The following is a 19,289-nucleotide window of genomic DNA, read 5'->3' on the forward strand; positions in this document are numbered from 1 at the left end:
TCCTCCAACGCGTTCACGAAGTCGGGTCGAAAAGCGGCGAAAAAGCCGAAGCGTTCGCGCGCGCCTTCACCCCGACCGGAAATGTTCCAGCTGCCCCGCCCGGCAATCATGAATAAGACGGGCTAGTTCGGCGGGGCAATTGTTGATCGGCGTCGAGCTTCGCACTCCCGAGGGTTAGCGTCCTCCAGGGTAACCTCGCTGCCAGCGGCCACTTCGCCAACGATTTTACGCCCGGAAAACACGTGATAGCACTTTTTGATGCAAAGAGCGGCCATCAAATCAATGAGGCAAGCTACAACGTTCATGCCGTCACGACCTCTTGGGAGGCTTCTTCAATCAAGATTAGTCGGCCCGGATCGTTTAGGTCGAACTCTATGACGCGTGGCGCAAACAGGCGTGCATAGCGTGTGAAAGCGCTTGTCGGAGGAAAACGAATTGCAGTGTCGCACCGCGCAAGGAGATACATTTCGGTAAGGGCGGCAAAGCCGCCCTCGGCTCCGAGCGCCCCGCTGTGCAACGGTCCGGCCTGAGGCGGCTTGAAGCGCTTGGGAATCGCGAACACATCAGGAAATATCGCCGAAACCTGCTCAAGGACGTGCGCGCTGTCCGTGCACAGGAACGCCCTCACGGGTTTTGTGTGCGGCAACGCCTTGGCCCTTTCAATGGCACTACAGACCTGTCGCAGGGCGCGCTCCGGATCGGTCCAATACGGAGCATGCCCCATAATGTCCTCGCCGTTGCCGTGTCGAACATGAATGCCGATCATACTGTATGGCTCAAAGTGCTCGCGATAAATGGCATCGATCCGGGCCTGACTCTCAGGGCGTGGTTTGATGCTCCGAAAGATTTCTCGTTCTGCTTCTTGATCGCAGCGCCACATCAGGCAGGCGTCACAAACGACAGTGTTCGCATCGCTGTCTTGCTGGCTTTGAAACAATTGATCGAGTTCGTCGCGCTCTCGGAAAATTTGCTCGTCCGGCCGATAGACGCAGTCGATCGATGGCTTATTCCACCAACTCGGGAAGAATGGTCCTGGAAACGAGCGCTGATTGATCTGGTCGTCACAAATCACCGGTACGCCGGCAATGTCCTGAACTGGTTCAAAGAACACTGGAAAGGCATTGATGAACGGTTGGTCGAGATAACAAGACCCCCGCCAATCGATGACCAGGTTCCGCCCGGTCCGCTGTGCAAAACGCCAAGCAGCCGCCAGCGACCACAGGCAGTCGCCAAATCCCGTACGTCGTCGGGAAACTACGAACCTATCATTCTTCGAACCGCTCTGCATGGCCTCCTCCCGGGCTCCTGGTTGGACAAAAGACGCCATTGCAGACATCTCATGTATCATCTCGTCCGACGTCGCGGTCTGAAATTGCGGTGCCGGCGAGCTGCGTCGGTAGAACTTCATATCAGTGCTATCCGTGATGGGCCGAGATCTCGCAACACTTTCCGTCTTTTCTTGAGCGGTGTTGCGGCGACGTGCCGATTTCAGCCGGATGCCCGATGCCCCCTCCGTGCGTCGGACGGCCTGGCCTCCTCACATGCAGGCATAGGCATGGCCATGCTCATGAGTTACGGCTATGTTTTGCTTTACACTTTATTGCGGTCGCAAGCCGCGCGCGGCGGATGCAGACGAATGCCTCGCAGGTCCCACACGAGCCGCAATTCCTTCACGAGATCTTCACGCTTGGCCTGGCCCAGCATGGTTGCGTCCAGCTCCGGCGAGCTTTCATAGATTCTTTCTCCATTCTCGCTGAACTCACGTCAACGCAGCAGACGGCGCCGAAATACTGCTATCGATGCAAAAAAGGGCAAGACCGTGTAAACGCAGAGCGCAGCGACATGCAGGGCAGCACTGTCGACATCGCGTTCAAGCATCGCCGGGCGAATAAGGTCGACCGAATGTGCGAGAGGTAACAAGCCGACGAAATGCTGAAATGAGCCGGGCAGTTGGCTCGTCGGAAAGACCACGCCACACAAGAACACCATAGGACTAAGAACAAGTGTCTGGTAAAACACGAAGTAATCGTAACTTGGCGCAAGAGATATGACGACCATGGCCAGGCTGGCGAAGACAAGGCCAGTAAGGGCGATTGTTGGCATCGCATATAGAATGGATAGCCATGATGCATAACCCAGCGTGACAGCGACGATCCCGATCGCTGTTCCGGCCAGAACGGACTTACTGGCCGCCCACACCAGTTCACCCAAAACGATATCGCCAAGCGTGAGCTCAGTGGAGAGGATTGCTTCCCAGGTACGCTTGGCGTCCATGCGTGCAAAGGTTGCATACATGGTTTCAAAGGTCGCGGACGTCATGGCACTGGTCGCGACCATACCTGCCGCCAGGAACGCGATGTACGACGTCCCCTCAACGCGCCCCACGATCAGCCCAAGGCCAAAGCCGAGGCCAAACAGATTGGTCAAGGGATCTGCGAGGTTGCCGAGAATCGATGCAAGCGCCACTTTCTTCCATGCTAGGAAGTTCCGACGCCATACCGCTATCCAGTTGTACGCGTTAGTGGGCATCACCGCCGCATAACTTTCACCCATCACTCACTTCTCCATCTCGCGCCCGGTCAACCGCAAAAACACGTCTTCGAGATTTGGGGAGCGCTGCAGAACACGAAGTCCCGCTCGCCCGCGCAGTTGCGCGCGGACCTGCTCCGGATATGGCGCATAACAGAAGAGCGTCTCTCCACTCACTTCGATGTGCCGCGCATGGGGCCTGATCAGCTCGCGGAGCTGATGTGGATCACCTCCATAGATTTCGACCACGTTGCAGCCAATATGCTCGTCGATTAGCACATCTGGCTTGCCTTCGGCGATCTTGCGTCCACCCTCGAGGACACACAGCCGATCGCACAGGCGTTCGGCCTCTTCCATAAAGTGCGTGGTCAAGAGAATCGTCTTGCCCCGCGCAAGCAGAACTCGCAGACGCTCCCAAATCAGGTGGCGGGCGTGCGGATCCAAACCAGTCGTCGGCTCGTCCATCACGAGCAGATGCGGGTCATTTATTAGCGCGCGTGCCAAGGTCAGTCGCCGCTTCATGCCGCCCGACAGTTCTGAGACCCGTGCGTCCGCCTTGGTTTCGAGCCGCGCGAACTCGAGCAGCGACGGTACGACGGCCTCGATCTTGCGGGCGCTCATGCCAAAATAGCGACCAAACACCAGCAGATTCTCGCGTACGGTAAACTCAAGCTCAAGGTTGTCGAACTGCGGTACGACACCGATCCGCATGCGTGCGACACGAGCGCGCGCCGGTACAGGTTCATTGAGTACCATTATCTTGCCTGCGTCCGGCGAGATCATGCCGAGGAGCATACGGGCGATCGTGCTCTTGCCGGCTCCATTTGGCCCGAGTAGACCAAAGCACTCTCCGCGGGCAACCGAGAACGACAGTTCATCGACGATAGTTCTGCCGCCAAATGACTTTCTGACGCCGGCAAGGTCGATTGCTACCGTGGACATGCTCATCTTAGGCCGACTGGAGCCGTTTGGCCGGCGGTTGCTTCCTTATGACCGGCTTAGTCCAAAGCTGGCCGTCACACCACACATGCTCAACGCGCCCCCATTGACAGGCCGCCGCGGCGTCCGGAAAGAATCCACGCCCGTGCAAGTTCGCGCTCGTGTTGCAGAGCAACGGAAGCCCCGTAAGGCGCTCGAATTCGACGAGAAGCTCAGCGACTTTGTGCGGAGAGCTGCGGGAGATTGTCTGCAGCCGCGCCGAACCGTCCAGATGGATGACAGCGGGAATCTTGCCGCACCATTCCGCCCTGGTCTGATGATCGAACAGCATGTAGGGGTCCGGCGTACCTGGGTTGAATATGTCTGGCGCGCGATCCTCCAAGCAGATCGGCGCCACCGGTCGGAAGTGCTCACGACACTTAATGTCGTTGAGATGATCCTTCATAGCCGGTGACGTCGGAGCCGCCAGAATACTTCTGCCGCCCAACGCTCGCGGACCCAGCTCGGCGCGCCCGGACAGGAACACTACCGGCTTGTTGTCGGCGAGAATGGCGGCAAGCTCACGCAGACTGCACGGCTCGGCCTCCCATTCCGAGACCCTCTCGGTGGCCTGCAGAGCCGGACCGCTGTAAACAGACCATTCCAACGGTCCAAACCCATTTCGCGCCGCCATCGCCGCGCAAGCAGCACCTATTGCCGAGCCGCTGTCATTCGGGAAAGGCGGTACCCACACCTCATCGAACAGGCCCGTCGCGCGAAGCGCACTATTCCACTTGATGTTGAGACCGCACCCTCCCGCCACACATAGATTTCGCGCGCCCGGAAGAGAGGAGTGCTGCAACAGAACCATCGCGATTTCCCGAACCAGAAGACGTTCCAGGAACATATGGAACGAGGCAAGGATGTCCTCCGCTCGTTTGCCCGTAAGGCGCAATGCGCTTGCCTCGAAAAACTCGTGCGTGGCCGAAAGTAATGCTTCCGGATTGTGGATGTCTGCGCGGTAGCGACGAGCTTGCTCCGTGTCCGCGGCAAAGCGCTTCTCGTAGAGTTCTTGAAAAACTGCGACAACGCCTTCGTCGACAGAGCCAAGCGCGATGTACGCCATCAGCTTGCCGGCGATGCCCAAATCCCAACTGGTGCGGCTCGGCTGCCTGTAAGGCCCGAAGTGAAGGCCGGCGGCAGCATAGGCCTGACCAATCATGGGAAACAGGGATCCCACGAGCCGCGCGCCGCGAGGTTCGACATAGTAAAGGCGGGGAAAGATGGAGCCGTCCCATACCAGACAGAATGCGGGTTTTCCGGTACTGGCAAAGGGGCTGGTGCTATAGGCTGAAGCAACGTGGCCCGTGACGTGCGGGTAACTTTTATAGGGAAAGACCTTGTCGCCGAGGATCAGGCCAAAGCCTTCGACGGAATCAAGAAGGCCCTCAGCATGACGCTCGACATATGGCCCCCCTTTCAGCGTGATCGGCACCGCCCCACTAAGGACCTGGAACCGCGACTCGATCTCTCCATCCCAGCCATCGATGACGAACTGATCAATGTCTCGCGGATCAAGACCATGCTCCGCCAACACACGCACGACATCATCGAGGTTGTCGATGGATTGATAGCGTGCGTTGTTACCGCGCTTTTCCTGCTCGTTGCAAAAGACGATCCGTCCGTCCTCGACGAGAGCAATTGCGCCGTCATGTGTTAATTTGATGCCGCAGATGCGCATACGACCCCCTGATCTAATGACCGACAATTGAGTGTTTTAACGACTGCCCCGACTTCCGGAACAGGACGAGCAAGCAGTCTTCGTTGACCGATGTGGTTTGGCAGTGCAGACGCTCCACCTCCAACAGGCTCTCCTTGAAGAGAGAGATCACCGTCTCGGCACCAGCGGCATGACCCCAGTGTCGACAGGTGGCATCACGCGCGGACCCGAACACCAGAGCGCCGTCTGGGGCAAGCATGCTCACCAGGTTGCGGACCGCCGCGTGCATCTCGGAAACGTCATTGAGATAGTAGATAACCTCGGCGACGACGATCAGATCGAACTTCTCTGTGGTCGAAAACTGCTGAATATTGCAGGTTATCCAATTTATATGTGACCGATGCCCGGTCCGCAGGCGCGCCCTTTCGATCGCCTGCGGCATGACATCGACCACCGTTAGGCGTTGGCAACGCGGTGCAAGCATTTCCGTAAATGCCCCGGCTGCGCATCCGACCTCGAGGGCATGCTCGACACCCCCATTGCAAGACGACATCCGGAGTATTTGCGCGTACCGTTCCTGCTCGAACGCACTGCTGTCGAGATGCCATGGATCATCCACAGCGAGCTCGCGTTCCAGTAATTGATGGTTCTTGTACACAGTCATGCGCCGATCGACCTACTTATACCCGCTCGATCGTTTCCGACCGCAAATACTCTCCGGCGCCGCCAAGCGCGATGGACGGTCAGGAACCACCGGCTTCGGAATTGTGCCAGAAGCCACCCCTGTAGCCACAGGACCTGCTGCACTGTTCGGCGCCGGCAGGACCGCCCGCTCATCTCCTTCAGTCGGCTCGCTGACGATCGTGCGCGACAGCCAATCGCTGTTGCTCAATGTACAAAGGGCATACGCTTTGAGTGGCAGTAAAAGAAAGATGTTTATCGGTGTGTGGAGCGAGAAGCCAAGAAATCGCAATTCCCCCGCCCGAAGTGCAGCTACACTGCATCGAACCATCGTCATCGCCGCGATGGTCAGGCCCGTCCACCAGGGTACAGATCCGCCGACTGCAAGCTCGGCAAGCGCAGCCAGTGCTGAAACAGCGAGTAGCAGTGGGCCAAGATTCTGCCCGACAACGTCCAGTGTGAGGTAGCCATCGAGTTCCGGCAGCAGACGCAATGCGAGAAACGTATCGCGAAAGGTGCTGCGCGCCCAGCGCAGCTGCTGACGCAGGTATGGCCCGAGAGTGTCAGGCACAACTGTTGCCGCAATCGCGTCCGGAACATACTCGGTTCGAAATCCCGCCTCGAGCATGAGAATCGTCAGATGGCGATCTTCGCCGAAATCACTCGGCTTGCCGCGAAAGATTTGCGTTTCGTACTGATCAAGCAGCAGGGCAAGAGCAGAGCGACGATACATCGCACATGGACCGCAGCAGCACATGACCGCACCGAAGCGAGCTTGCGCCGCGCGCTCTTCGTTGCACGCCAACCAGTACTCCATGTCGATCAGACTGGTCAGCCATGTATCGTTGCGATTGCTCGCTACCAACTGGCCCATCGCGGCACCAATGTCGGGGTCCCGCATCTTCGCCGCAAGCTTGGTGACCACGTCAGCGGCCAGTATCGTGTCCGAATCGACGTTAAGCACCAAGTCACCGGAGGAGCCGCGTATTGCGGCGATCTGCGCTTTGCGCTTGCCAACATTCCTGGCAAGCAAGATGATGCCGAAGCGCGCATCGTTGGCATAGATCTTATGTACAGGCCCCACAACGTCGCGATTTGCCGAGCCATCGTCGACCACATAGAACCGCAGCTCTCCTTCGTAGTCTTGCCTGGCGAGCGAATCCAAACACTGGGCGAGCGTGTCCGGCTTCTCGTTGAAGCAAGGCACGATAATATCCACACTTGGCAGAGCCAGCGCCGATTGTTCTAGATCGTTCCGGAACGATGGGGTGTTCCCCCGCTGCGCATACAGCGCCTGCGCGCTTTTGTAGATGGTCGAGAGCAGCGCGTAAGACGAAACCGCGACGGCGCTGGTTGCAGCGAGCAGGTCCATAGGGTGCCAGTTGTTGTTCAGTGAAGCTGAGGGAGCGGGCGGATCACGAAGCCGCGGCGTTGTAGTGCTGGAATCAGGTAAGAGAGCGCTCTAACCGTCTGATCTCGCCGAGTTGCATCAGCGCACGTCCCGTCCTCATCAGGAGGATATCCGTCGTGCAGGAGAACAATCGAGCCCGGTCGAACGGCTCCGAGTACCGAAGTCACAATTCTGTCCACCCCGGGCTGGGACCAATCTCTCGGATCGACCGACCAGTGCACAGCCGTAAGGCCAGCCTGCGCCGACGTAGCGAGCACCTCTTCGGTCCATTTACCGTAGGGGGCCCGCATGTGCCTGGGCGCGGCCTGCCGACACGCCGAACGAATCGCCTCGCTGGCCATTAGCACCTCACCGCGCACCTGAGTCGGCCCGCATCTGGACAGATCCGGATGCGTCATCGTGTGGTTCGCCACCTCGTGGCCTTGCGCGATCATCCGCCGAATGAGCTCGGGCTGCTCGGCTGCGTAGGTACCGATCACAAAGAACGTCGCTGGCACCCGATGTTGCGTCAACACATCGAGAACCTCTGGCGTGCAGAATGGATTTGGCCCATCGTCAAAGGTCAAATAGACGGGGAAGCTTCCGCTCACATCAGCGTAGTCGCAAGGAACGGCAGACACGGGGACAAGTTCCTTCACAGCTCGGGCCCGTTCCGATCGATCATTGCGCCGGCGGGCCACTCGCTGATCGCGCTTTGAACCGGGAACACCACCACGATCACCTCTTCGATGCGGATCGGCGACAAATTGGGGTAGACATCCGGATGCGTGGAGCGGACGCGAAGGCCGGACATGAGGGTCGCGAGGCCCTGTCTTTGCACCAGTCGGGTAAGATGCTTCTCAAGCGCGGGCCGGACCGTCCCGAAGCCGAACGGGACTCCAAGGTCGTGCAGTTTAGGATACATCACCCGCAGCGCGTGGCTGATTCCCAGTCCCTCGAGATCCGGCCGCACGGCATACAGTCCAAGTTCGGCCACGAGTAGATCGACTGCACCAATCTTGATGAAGCGGCGCAGTAGTCCGACGTGAGCAGCTACACCATGGGCGTCGCGACCAATCACGCGGACCTCAGGCCTAGCGCCGGCCCAACTTCTGTTGCCTTCAAATGGCTGCGCATTGAAAGCACCGGTCGGCCCGTAACTCTTGCGAAAAAATTCGGCGAGCTCGGCATGCTCGGTAAGCCGCAGCTCGTTCTCCCAGCGAACGCTCCAATGAACTTGAGTACGTGCGGAAGGAGCTTCCGTGGCCCGAGATGCGACAATGTTCATGGCAGGCTTTCCTACGCGAGTAATCTCAAGAGCGGGGTCAGTCACACAAACTCACTCACCGGACGCAGATCGATCGAGAAATGCGCCGTCGCGTTTTGTTGGATGCCGGTTCTCCTTTGCGCGCCTGGCGCCGGAGCAGATCGCTTGGGGTCGCGCCTTTGTGTGCGATCAGCTGATCGCACCATTGAGGCTTGTCATTCCGACCGAATGCTGTGCCGAAGGCGTACGGACGGGGCGATTTGATCGTGCAGATGTTATCTGCACCATGGAGCCCTTCTGCCTCGTCTATGGCGGGCATCGGCGCTTTGCCGCTAGTGACCTGACCATCGATGCGGACCACCTCGTTGAGGGAGCGTCCCAGTGACACCAGATCAACTTGGTTCTCATGCATCTTCGACACGCCCCGAATGCGATTGACAGTCGAGCCAATGGACTGTCGCCAGATCTATTTGGCATCCGCAATCTGCGCCTGCCGCTGTATCGCGACACTAGGGCGATGCTGATCCGGCCCTCAAGTGTACGCGGGTAAACCGCCGATATGGAAAGGGTTGGAATACACATACGAAGGTTTACCGAGCGCGTCGCGTTGCAACGGATACGCGGGTTGCGCTGGTCAAGACCGACGCCACTCGTACACCTTCGCGTTGCATAACCGCCCAAGAAGCCGACAGCAGCCGCTCGCGTCCAAGGGGTTGTCCAGAGCCCGCGCACGACCGTCAGCCATCCTGGTGTTCCGACCATTTTCTAAACTGATGTTTGCTATCCAACATCCCGCAGTTTGGTAAAATCGATTGTTTCGATAGAATGCATCCACACGATGGATAGACTCAAAAGATGCGATTCAAAGGACTCGATCTAAACCTGCTCGTTGCGCTCGATGCTCTGATGACCGAGCGCAACCTCACAGCCGCGGCGCGTACAATTAACCTGAGCCAGCCCGCTATGAGCGCGGCAATCGCGCGGCTGCGCACCTACTTCAGCGACGAACTTTTCACGATGCGCGGTCGAGAGCTCGTCCCGACACCGGGCGCGGAAGCGCTCGCGGGTCCCGTTCGCGAGGCCCTCTTGCACATTCAAATTTCGATTATTTCGCGAGATTCGTTCGACCCTGCTCAGTCCAGCCGTCGCTTCAGGCTCATTCTCTCCGATTTCATGACAATCGTCTTTTTTCGACGAATCATGGACCGTATCGCACAGGAAGCCCCGGCTGTGCGCTTTGAATTGCTGCCCTTTTCGGATGAGCCCGACGAGTTGCTCCGCCGGGGCGAGGTCGACTTTCTCATTCTGCCGGAGTTGTTTATGTCGAGCGCTCATCCCAAGGCGACGCTGTTCGACGAGACTCTCGTATGCGTAGGATGCCGCACGAACAAGCAGCTGTCACGACAACTGACATTCGAAAAATACCTTTCGATGGGTCACGTTACGGCCAAATTCGGACGGGAGCTGAGGCCCAACCTGGAAGAATGGTTTTTGCTTGAACACGGCCTAAAAAGACGGATCGAGGTGGTAGTGCAAGGCTTTAGCCTTATCCCACCCATAATATTGGACACCCGCCGTATCGGCACGATGCCTTTGCGACTCGCTAGGCACTTCGAAAAGCGGATGCCCGTGCGGATTGTCGCACCGCCCTTGCCTCTGCCCACATTCACCGAAGCATTGCAATGGCCTGCGTTCCACAACACCGACCCAGCGAGTGTTTGGATGAGGCGAATATTGTTGGAAGAGGCGTCCAACATCGCATCGGGGCATCTCGAGACATCTACTCGCAGGCGATGTTAAGTTCAGCATACGGCGATTCCGGCCGTGTCTCGAGTATTGCGGCACGCCATTAATTCTCCGCCGACGCTTTCCATTTCTCGACGCGCGATGTTGCAGACGCCTGACGTTCGATGAAGAAGCGCTCCGAGGGCTTGGCAGGTCGAGCGCGTAATAATGTTCCGGCTGAGGTTGGGATACCGGCGATACAGGTCGACGGACGCCCAGCGTTGCTGCGGGACATAATCCTTATTGGTGTGCAAATGTTCGGTACGTTCAATTATTCGCTTGAATCCCACGCTGCGTGAGGTTGTAGGCTGCGCGCCTTGGCTCGCGCTGCGTTAAGCGGCGGTCGACCGGGCGCACAGCCGAACTCACGGCTTTGGCGGAACAACTTGGACTGGTGCCAATAGTTAAGACCGGGTCTTGTTACGAGGCGCGCGGGAGCGGCGAGCCTATTAGCTACGGGCTTGTAACGGTTTCCGGCCTCTGATGTCCGCCAACGGCCGAACTGTCCATTGTTGCGATGATTCCGCGACCTTCCTCTCGCGATCGCGAGGTGGGACGAAACCGATTCGGACCAGCCGGTGAGACCGCCCCAGACGTGGCCGCGGCCGGTCGTTTATACACCGCAAGCACGTTTGCGCCGGACAAGAAGATATGCGTTTCAAAGGACTGGATCTTAATCTTCTCGTCGCGCTCGATGCTCTAATGACCGAGCGCAGCCTGACTGCAGCGGCACGTAAGATCAGCCTTAGCCAGCCCGCTATGAGTGCAGCTGTGGCCCGACTGCGCTCCTATTTTGGTGACGAGTTGTTTGTAATGAGAGGACGAGAACTTGTCCTGACCCCACGCGCGGAGGGACTCGCCGCTCCGGTTCGTGAGGCGCTGATGCACATTCAGCACTCGATTATCGCGCGGGAGGCCTTCGACCCTGCCCGATCGAACCGGCGGTTCAGGATCTGCCTGTCAGATTTCATAACCGTCGTATTCTTCCGCCACGTCGTGGAGCGCGTCGCGCGAGAAGCACCCAATGTCAGGTTCGAGCTGGTGACGCTCACCGATGAACACGATGAGCTACTTCGGCGCGGCGAGGTCGATTTTGTCATCCTGCCGGAACTATTCATGTCCGGTACACACCCCAGAGCGGCCTTGTTCGAGGAGAGTCTCGTTTGCGTGGGCTGCCACACGAATAGTCACCTACTGAGGCGGTTGACATTTGATCGGTATATGTCGATGGGCCACGTTGCGGTCAAGCTCGGAGGCGCACGCAAGACCTTCGTCGAGGATTCCTTGTTACTCGATCTCGGCCTCAATCGGCGCATCGATATTCTAGTGCAGAGCTTCAGCATGATCCCACCCCTGCTAGTGGGCACAGGCCGCATAGGGACCATACCCTTAAGGCTCGCAAAGCATTTTCAAAGAACCGCGCCGCTTCGGATTGCCCCGCTTCCCCAGCCATTCCCCACCTTCACCGAGGCAGTCCAATGGCCAGTCCTTAATAACAGCAATCCAGAAAGCATCTGGCTGAGAGAGATATTGCTGCAGGAGGCAGCTCGCATAGCAACTGCGCGTGAAGAGGCATTCAGCATTAGCGCTTCGGAACAAGCGGATGATGCCGGCCCCTTCGCACGATCGGTCTCGCCGTTAGCGTAAGGACGTTAGCAAAGGTGAGCGAACCCGGCCCCCGGACCGTGTCCCAACGCGTGCAATTTCGGATCGTCTCGCTCGAACTCATTGTCTCTCGTCAAAGCCCCTCATAGTTAGCGACCGTCACAAGCCCGAGGCCGTCCTTCTCGCACCGGCGACGGGCTCGACGTAAAGCGGTCGCTCGAGCATTAGCCCGGCTTTGAGAGACAGAGAGGTCGCTACGTGCTCGCGCCAAAGCTACGCTGGCGCATTGCAAGCCCGGCTTGCGGCCGCGCCGCTCTCGAGACGGCAGGATCGGCTCGGCGGCTAATCACATCAACGCGGCGAATCGGTCGTGGCGCTCGCAATGAGCGGACGATCCGGGCTCGTCGGAGACCCAGCACCACAGCGAACGCAATGCCGATTGATTGTGCATATGAATGTTGGACTCGCTCCGTCCAAGCAAGGCATCGCACGCGCGTGTTGCTCTGTCGCATCACCCGAGAGCGCATCGCATCTTCGTCTCTCTGCGCCGCCGGCCTGACTTCTTTTGGCCGCACCTCGGCCAAACGTCTTGACGAGATGCGCTATGCCGACGCAATGACGAACAAGGAGCCGTACGTTGGAGCAATACAGTGGAGTATTCGATCCCGAAGAGCTTTCTGTCTTAGGAAGTCTTTTTGACAGGGCAGTCTCCGCGCTGCCGCCATCAATGCGAACTCCGGAAAATCGAACGGCGATCGCCAAACTCATCCTGGAGCGTACAGCGGCCGGCAACACCCAGCTGACATGCTTAACGAATCTGTTGATCACCATTTCCCCCCAGGGTTGATCGCGCGCCGTTCTAAGGATAGTCACCACACCTGCGCTGGAATGGAAGACGATCCAGCTAGAGCTTTGAAATGGCTTGAACCCAACGTGACGTCAGGTTGTAGGCTTTGAAATTGAACAACATGAGCAAAGCTACACCAAGACGGCGTCGATGGCGCATTGGCGAACTTGCGGAAGCGACCGGAGTGACGGTACGCACGCTGCATCATTATGAACACACCGGCCTGTTAGCCGCTTCAGAGCGCACGGACGGCGGCCATCGGATGTACGACCGCGAAAGCGTCCAGCGGGTTCATCAGATCCGGGCGCTACGTGAGCTCGGCTTCTCCCTTTACGAGATCCGTAAAGCTATGGAGCGGACGACTTCACTGACCGACCTATTGCGCAAGCATTTGGAGCGTATTGAGCTTCAAGTTGCTCGAGCAACGCTGCTGCGAGATCGATTGCGCAACATGACGACCGACAGTGACGTTCAGGTCAGCGTGGATGAGCTACCGGCCGCCTTGGACGCCATGTCGCGGGTTGAGACACGTAGTCAAACATCCCGATGCACATGCAAGTTGGCTGCAGAGCGCGAGGAGCGATGGCGACGCATTCGGGACGACCTCCGCGATTGTATGGATAGAGGCGAACACCCTTGCGGCGAGCGCGCGAAAGCCGTCGCGATTGCCGCGCGCCTGCTGATCGGCGAAATCGCTGGAGCGGATTCTCGGGTTTCGACGATCCTGAAGGTCCTCGCACGCCTAAGCGCCCCACGCAGTTTGGCTGGTTGGGATCCCTGCCTCATGCAATATCTCGATCTTGCCCTCTCCGGCCTGGAGGATCAGCCATACTGAGATCACTAAGGCGGCTTCGGACGGCTTGACCAGTCCGCTTGGCCGGCTCGATCGTCATGGCGGTTCGGCGTGATCCGCCGGCTTTGATGCCCGGCGGCAGCTTCACCAATCACCGGTCAGATTTTCTGCGAGGGTCTCGGCGATCCGCCGCTTTCTCTGATGCATTGAGCGAAGCTCCCGTTCAAGAAAGACTTGAATCGCACGTAACGTCAAATTGTAGGCTCCGCCATGGTCGTTGCCCGAGCTGACGCATGCTTCGCTTGGAGATCCTTACCTGCGGGCCCGTGCTGGCCGCAGACAGTTGGGCTTTAGATCGAGGTGAGCACTAGGAGTTCTGCAGTGTTGAATAGGTGTTACACTCCAGCTGCAGGTGCGGCCTTCCTTTTCTGTGCCCTCGCCTCGACTGCACGGGCTTCGGACGTTCATATTGCCGTGGCCGGCCCAATGAGCGGAAGCAGCGCGGCGTTCGGCGCGCAGATGCGCAACGGCGCCGCCGCGGCTGTCGAGGCGTTGAACGCTTCGGGCCTGCTTCCCGACACCAAGGTGATACTGAGTGTCGCTGATGACGCCTGCGACCCCAAGCAAGCGGTCGCCGTTGCAAATAAGCTCGCAATGGCTCAGGTGCGTCTGGTCGTCGGCCATTTTTGCTCGTCTTCGTCCATCCCAGCCTCCGACGTCTATGCCGAAGCAGGTATCATCCAATTATCACCTGGTTCGACAAATCCTCAGCTAACGGAACGCGGCATCCAGACCGTGTTTCGGATCTGCGGCCGCGACGACCAGCAGGGCACCGTTGCGGCTGAATACATTCACCGACATTACCATAGTGACAAGATCGCAGTGCTCGACGACAAGAGCACCGCCGGCAAAGGTATCGCCGATGCGGTTGAGGCACAACTTCAGGGATTCGGCGAACACGTCATTCGGCAGAGCTATATAGCCGGTGAAAAGGATTATACGGCGCTGATCTCTAGATTGAAGAAGGACGGGGTACGCCTCGCCTATATCGGCGGTTATCACACCGAGATTGGGCTGATCATCCGTCAGGCATCAGAAGCAGAGGCCGGCCTTACCATCATGGCCAACGACCCGTTGATGACCTCCGAATTCTGGGGCATCACCAGCAGCGCGGGAAACGGCACGCTATTTACCTTCATGCCCGATGTAGCAACGAATGCCAATGCGGCCGACGCCGTGGCCAAACTCAAGGCTTCCGAGCTGTCGTCCGAAGGCTACACACTTTACGCCTATGCCGCAGTTCAAGCGTGGGCAGAGGCGGTGAAGCGGGCCGGTTCCCTCAATGCTGCGCGGGTCGCAACCGAACTCCGTTCACGACCGATCGAAACAGCCGTTGGTTCGGTCAGGTTCAATACCAAGGGAGACAATGCAGGCCCAGGCTTTGTGGTTTACCGCTGGCTCGACGGGCGTGTTGAAGTGCTCGACCAGAACTGATCGACGCGATTCACAGCCGTTCTCCGCAAACCCAGCCACGACACAGATGATGAAACGACATCAGGACCTTGCTGCCGTTATACTCGCGAGCTCTCTTGTGCTCGCGGCTTTCGGAGCGCTTATCGCCCTCGCTGCAGCGCTCGCAGAATTACCAGACGTCGACGTAGAGGAGGAGCTACGTCCGATGGTAGACAAATAGCATTCCGATTAAAGCCAGTTCTTGCGACGCTTCACTGTCAAACATCCGCAACAGTCTGATCGGGAATGCTGCGCAGTTCCAGCCGTTCCGCTCATGCGACAACAGCCATGACAACCAAACCGCCACGGCAATCTCCCCGTCGACCGCGCATGCTGACAAATGCAACTGTACTTCGCAACTTCCGGCGACCTCACATTGCGCGAAACGCGATTGCTATCCAATCGCTGTTTCGCCAGCGCTTTCCTTGTCAATTCTGCCACCGCCTCGACCGCTCCCAAGCGACTTACGTCAGACTTAAGGTCTGTGCGAACGCGATCCCACCACCGGCCAGTTTGATGCGAAACCGCTCGTTGTGAAGCGAATTGTCGATAACAACCTCACATTGATTCCGGCAGCCGGCAATTCAGGCATGGCGCCTCGACAATCGGGCAGAGTTACAACATTGAGAATATTATCGACATGACTTCGATAAGCTCTCCTATCGGACTGCGCATCCCTGGACGTTGTTCTACTTTCGGGCACAGCCGCCGATCCATTTGGCATGAAGGATGGAACGCTGTGCAAAACGGAACGGACAGATGAAACGACCGAGATTCACAGAAGAGAAAATTATCGCGATACTGAACGAGCATGGGGCTGGTGCGAAACCGGCTGATCTAGCTCACAGACACAAGATCTCTGAAGCGACGATCTGCGACTGGAAGGCCAAGTTCGGCGGCATGGACGTTTCGGCCGCCAAGCGGTTGAACGCGCTGGAAGAGGAAAACGCGAAGCTAAAGAAGCTTCTGGTCGAGCACATGCTTGGCGTGGATGCACTTCGCGAACTCCTATCAAAGTAGTCGCAACCAATATGCAGGTTCTCACGCCCACGCTGCATGGCGCAAGCCCAGAGCGTTAGCTCCCGCAGAATAACCAGATCGGCCAAGTGATGCACGCCACGTCTTTGAGGCCGAAGGCACAAAGCAACCAGGACTCCCATTCCAGAATCGGAGATGATCGAGTGAAAAGCGGCCTTCCCTCCAGACTGACATGCGCAATCTTTGACCACTTGGACGACGACGGTCGCGATATTGCGCGACAGTATGAAGATCGTCTCAAGCTGGCGGAGGCGTGTGATTCTCTGGGCTTTTACGCTTATCACCTGGCGGAGCACCACTGCACCCCTCATGGCAGAGGGCCCTCGCCGAACCTGTTTCTAGCAAGTCTTGCGCAGCGCACCCGCAGGCTTCGCTTTGGTCCGCTTGTTCTGTTGCTCAACCTCTATCATCCATTGCGCGTGTTCGAAGAGATCTGCATGCTTGATCAATTGAGCGGCGGCAGGCTCGAACTGGGTATCGGTCGCGGCTCCCAGCCGATCGAATGGGGCTATTTCGGCATCAGCGCAGGCGCGGCGCCAAGCCGCTATATGGAAGCCAGCGAAATCTTAAATGTTGCGCTGAAGGGCGATACGTTATCCTACCAAGGAAGCCATTTTGAGCTGAACAGTGTACCCTTAACTTTGAGGCCTCATCAGCGACCTTATCCACCGACCTGGATCGCCAGCAATCGGACCGAATCAGCGGAATGGGCCGCGGCAAATGGTGCAAATCTGGCGTGTGTCGGCCCCGCCTCTGCTGTCCGAAGCATTACGGATGCTTTTCGTTGCCGTCGAGCGCGCTGCACACCCGCGGACGATCGAGAGCCATTCCTGGGGTTGGCTCGTATGATCGTGATTGCGAGATCTGACGGAGACGCTCATGCGGCTGCCGAAACCGCTTATGGACAATGGCTGGATAGCTTTAAGTTCCTTTACGAGCTAAACGCCACTCCGACGCCGCCGACCCTGCCGCTGTCGTTCGATGCAGCGCTGGAGAGCCAATTGTGCGTCGTCGGAACGCCAGCTTCCGCCCGACAGCAGCTTCTTAACCAGATGGAAGAGGCAGGTACCAACTACCTACTCTGCCAGCTTGCATTCGGGAGCCTTCCGCTCGACATTTCACTATACACCGCGAGCGCGATCAGAGCCGAAGTCATCGATAGCTTTGGCTGACAATGTCTGTTCAACTTCGCTACTGCGGGATGCCCGGCCCCATGCCGTACGTGCCCATTGGCATACGATCAAGGCGTTCTTTCTTGCTCGACGGGAGATCCCAAACTCATAAGGATATAGGCGCGACCTCAAGCATCACTTTGCCGGCCGCGCAGCCGATGTCGTCGGCAGCGACTTGACATGTTGAATAGCGTTGGCATGACAAAGTGGCTCAACCCGTATGCGGGCTTGTCTTATGCGTCGTCCAGAGCAGGTCAAGGATAGTCGCGCGCGCTATCCGCGGACTGGATGCATCCCATCAAAACTTTCGATTTTACGGATTTCAGCCAAATGCACCATAGTCGCTCACCGATTTCCGGAAAGCACCTTTGACGAAGCTCGCGTGACCATGGACCCCCTTTGCTTTCTGCCAAGTCGCAGGCCGGCTCAAGCCTTTCGCGCCAACATCACCAACGATATCCCTCGACCTTTGAAACCGCGCCACCAGCGGTCCAGCTTCAACCGGATGGCTCGCCGAACCGTATGGCCCTCATTCGAAGTAGCCTACAGCAGTTTCGTCATCCTGAAGGCGTCCCCAAAGATTAGGTGCTTCTCACGCGCATTGGCCGGGTTGCATGCGTGCGTCGCATAGAAGCCAGGCAGCCGCACTGGCTCTTGCGCCGGCCTCGGCAAGGCTTGTCGGCCTGACCAGGTGGACAGCCCCGTCACTTTCGCGATGTTGCGATTCTCAAGCAATGCGACGTCAGCCATCTGACCTCCTTAAACACAAAAATGACGCGCTGGTATCAGCGGCGCGTACTGACGTCGATTTCGGCGACGCGAAAGGCCATGCGACAACACTAGCCGCCCACTTACGCCCTTTGATCGCGGGGTTCTCATGCCGCCCATCCGCTCCACGCTGTTTGGTGGGTTCCGCCTATGCCAACGGCGTTCCTGCGAGGTCCGCTAGCTTGGAGTACGCCGGCTCGATAGCTCAATCAAAGACGGGCGTTCTACCACGCAGCGCACAGCGCTCTATAGCGAGCATACCTCGTTCAGGTCTTTCTGCGAGACCAGCCTGTCCCTTTCTTTGGTTGCACATGCGCGAGTTGTCTTGTGCAGCGGAAATTCCGTCACGCACCGCATCGGCTGCCTCGCAAACCGGAACGCACACAAAAACTACATGTCAATCTCGTCTAATTAATCTGGAGCAACACCGTGGAACTTGACCCTTCGAATTCACGCATGCAGGACCTTGAGGATCGCATCGACCTACAACTCGATATCGTGGCAACTCTCGTACGCGAAGGAAGCAACGAGCTCGAGGCAATCCAGCTGCTCAACGCACTCACGAACGAAATGATATCAGCGGAACTGGAGCTCGGCCAGCTCGGCGATACGAGCACCGGTGGCCATCCTGGCGGCGGGCGAGCAGCGCGAATGAGACGGGACCACGGCGTTTACAATCCAGAAGAGCTTCAAATCTTGGGGCGCCTTCTCGATCAGGCAGTGGCCGCTTTACCGCCTGCACTGCGCACTCCGGCCAACCAGACGCGGATTGCCAGATTGATTCTGGCACGTGCGGCGGGCTGAGGCCGCTTTGCTCCTCTGCGATTGACGGCCGCTCAGTGAAAGCTTCATCGCCGGGCTGACCGTGGCTGCGCTCTCCTGCCCACGGATAAGGCCGCTTCGAGACCGTGTCTCACCGCTAGGTGAGCGAGCCGCTTCCACGTGCTGATCATTTCGCTTCGAGGAGCGAGACATTCATCCGATCTCCGCTGGACTGCACCTCAAACGCTCGATCATGGCAATGTTACATGCTCGCAGTTTACTCCAGGGCAGATAGGGGGACGCACGATCCGAGATATTCGTGCGAGGCACCGCACGGTTGACCGCGCCTTCCGATATTCGGATCTTGGCAGCATAACCTAGCCCGTCTTATTCATGATTGCCGGGCGGGGCAGCTGGAACATTTCCGGTCGGGGTGAAGGCGCGCGCGAACGCTTCGGCTTTTTCGCCGCTTTTCGACCCGACTTCGTGAACGCGTTGGAGG

16 protein-coding genes and 1 pseudogene are annotated in these 19,289 nt (G+C 58.1%); 7 read left to right on the plus strand and 10 right to left on the minus strand.

Features of this window, described 5'->3' with window-relative positions; genetic code table 11:
* Positions 1 to 301: 301 nt before the first annotated feature.
* The 9 genes from AC066Y_RS41265 to AC066Y_RS41305 all read right to left on the minus strand — a co-directional run bounded on the left by AC066Y_RS41265 (position 302) and on the right by AC066Y_RS41305 (position 8,917).
* Complete coding sequence (locus tag AC066Y_RS41265) at positions 302 to 1,408, minus strand: nodulation protein NodZ (RefSeq protein ID WP_478278846.1); 1,107 nt, start codon at positions 1,406 to 1,408, stop codon at positions 302 to 304.
* A gap of 356 nt (positions 1,409 to 1,764) precedes the next feature.
* Positions 1,765 to 2,553, minus strand: a complete 789-nt coding sequence (locus AC066Y_RS41270) for an ABC transporter permease (protein WP_478278847.1) — start codon at positions 2,551 to 2,553, stop codon at positions 1,765 to 1,767.
* Positions 2,554 to 2,556: 3 nt separating this feature from the next.
* Positions 2,557 to 3,477, minus strand: coding sequence for a nodulation factor ABC transporter ATP-binding protein NodI (gene nodI / locus AC066Y_RS41275; RefSeq protein ID WP_478278848.1), 921 nt, complete (start codon positions 3,475 to 3,477; stop codon positions 2,557 to 2,559).
* A gap of 1 nt (position 3,478) precedes the next feature.
* Entirely contained in the window at positions 3,479 to 5,188 is a 1,710-nt protein-coding gene (nodU, locus tag AC066Y_RS41280) for a nodulation protein NodU (protein ID WP_478278849.1), read from the minus strand.
* Between the two features lie 13 nt (positions 5,189 to 5,201).
* A complete protein-coding gene (nodS, locus tag AC066Y_RS41285) occupies positions 5,202 to 5,831 on the minus strand; it encodes a nodulation methyltransferase NodS (protein ID WP_478278850.1) in 630 nt (209 codons plus the stop codon).
* A gap of 12 nt (positions 5,832 to 5,843) precedes the next feature.
* A complete protein-coding gene (nodC, locus tag AC066Y_RS41290) occupies positions 5,844 to 7,220 on the minus strand; it encodes a chitooligosaccharide synthase NodC (RefSeq protein WP_478278851.1) in 1,377 nt (458 codons plus the stop codon).
* A gap of 17 nt (positions 7,221 to 7,237) precedes the next feature.
* Positions 7,238 to 7,897 (minus strand): chitooligosaccharide deacetylase NodB, encoded by a 660-nt coding sequence (gene nodB, locus AC066Y_RS41295; protein ID WP_478278852.1) that lies wholly within the window; start codon positions 7,895 to 7,897, stop codon positions 7,238 to 7,240.
* On the minus strand, positions 7,894 to 8,526 hold the full coding sequence (locus tag AC066Y_RS41300; RefSeq protein ID WP_478278853.1) for a NodA family N-acyltransferase: 633 nt from the start codon (positions 8,524 to 8,526) through the stop codon (positions 7,894 to 7,896). The genes nodB and AC066Y_RS41300 overlap by 4 nt, the downstream gene beginning before the upstream one ends.
* Before the next feature lie 55 nt (positions 8,527 to 8,581).
* A complete protein-coding gene (locus AC066Y_RS41305; protein ID WP_478278854.1) occupies positions 8,582 to 8,917 on the minus strand; it encodes a hypothetical protein in 336 nt (111 codons plus the stop codon).
* Between the two features lie 443 nt (positions 8,918 to 9,360).
* On the opposite strand from AC066Y_RS41305, the gene nodD1 reads away from it, so the two are divergent.
* From nodD1 to AC066Y_RS41335, 6 genes and pseudogenes are all read left to right on the plus strand, one after another.
* Positions 9,361 to 10,305, plus strand: coding sequence for a transcriptional regulator NodD1 (nodD1, locus tag AC066Y_RS41310; RefSeq protein WP_478278855.1), 945 nt, complete (start codon positions 9,361 to 9,363; stop codon positions 10,303 to 10,305).
* A gap of 636 nt (positions 10,306 to 10,941) precedes the next feature.
* Positions 10,942 to 11,937 carry a LysR family transcriptional regulator gene (locus tag AC066Y_RS41315; protein ID WP_478278856.1) on the plus strand — a complete coding sequence of 332 codons (996 nt, stop codon included), beginning with the start codon at positions 10,942 to 10,944 and terminating at the stop codon, positions 11,935 to 11,937.
* Positions 11,938 to 12,863: 926 nt separating this feature from the next.
* Positions 12,864 to 13,577 (plus strand): MerR family transcriptional regulator, encoded by a 714-nt coding sequence (locus tag AC066Y_RS41320; protein WP_478278861.1) that lies wholly within the window; start codon positions 12,864 to 12,866, stop codon positions 13,575 to 13,577.
* A 444-nt stretch (positions 13,578 to 14,021) separates the two neighbouring features.
* Positions 14,022 to 15,029 carry a branched-chain amino acid ABC transporter substrate-binding protein gene (locus tag AC066Y_RS41325; RefSeq protein WP_478278857.1) on the plus strand — a complete coding sequence of 336 codons (1,008 nt, stop codon included), beginning with the start codon at positions 14,022 to 14,024 and terminating at the stop codon, positions 15,027 to 15,029.
* A 777-nt stretch (positions 15,030 to 15,806) separates the two neighbouring features.
* A pseudogene (locus AC066Y_RS41330) lies at positions 15,807 to 16,064 on the plus strand (transposase); the annotation flags it as partial.
* Positions 16,065 to 16,228: 164 nt separating this feature from the next.
* The gene (locus AC066Y_RS41335; RefSeq protein ID WP_478278858.1) at positions 16,229 to 17,257 is read left to right on the plus strand and encodes an LLM class flavin-dependent oxidoreductase; all 1,029 of its coding nucleotides are present in this window, start codon (positions 16,229 to 16,231) and stop codon (positions 17,255 to 17,257) included.
* A 543-nt stretch (positions 17,258 to 17,800) separates the two neighbouring features.
* Here the strand turns inward: AC066Y_RS41335 and AC066Y_RS41340 are convergent.
* Complete coding sequence (locus tag AC066Y_RS41340) at positions 17,801 to 18,007, minus strand: hypothetical protein (protein ID WP_478278859.1); 207 nt, start codon at positions 18,005 to 18,007, stop codon at positions 17,801 to 17,803.
* Positions 18,008 to 18,454: 447 nt separating this feature from the next.
* On the opposite strand from AC066Y_RS41340, the gene AC066Y_RS41345 reads away from it, so the two are divergent.
* A complete protein-coding gene (locus AC066Y_RS41345; RefSeq protein ID WP_478278860.1) occupies positions 18,455 to 18,829 on the plus strand; it encodes a NolY in 375 nt (124 codons plus the stop codon).
* Positions 18,830 to 19,289: the final 460 nt, after the last annotated feature.

This window comes from Bradyrhizobium sp. USDA3010, assembly GCF_056429065.1.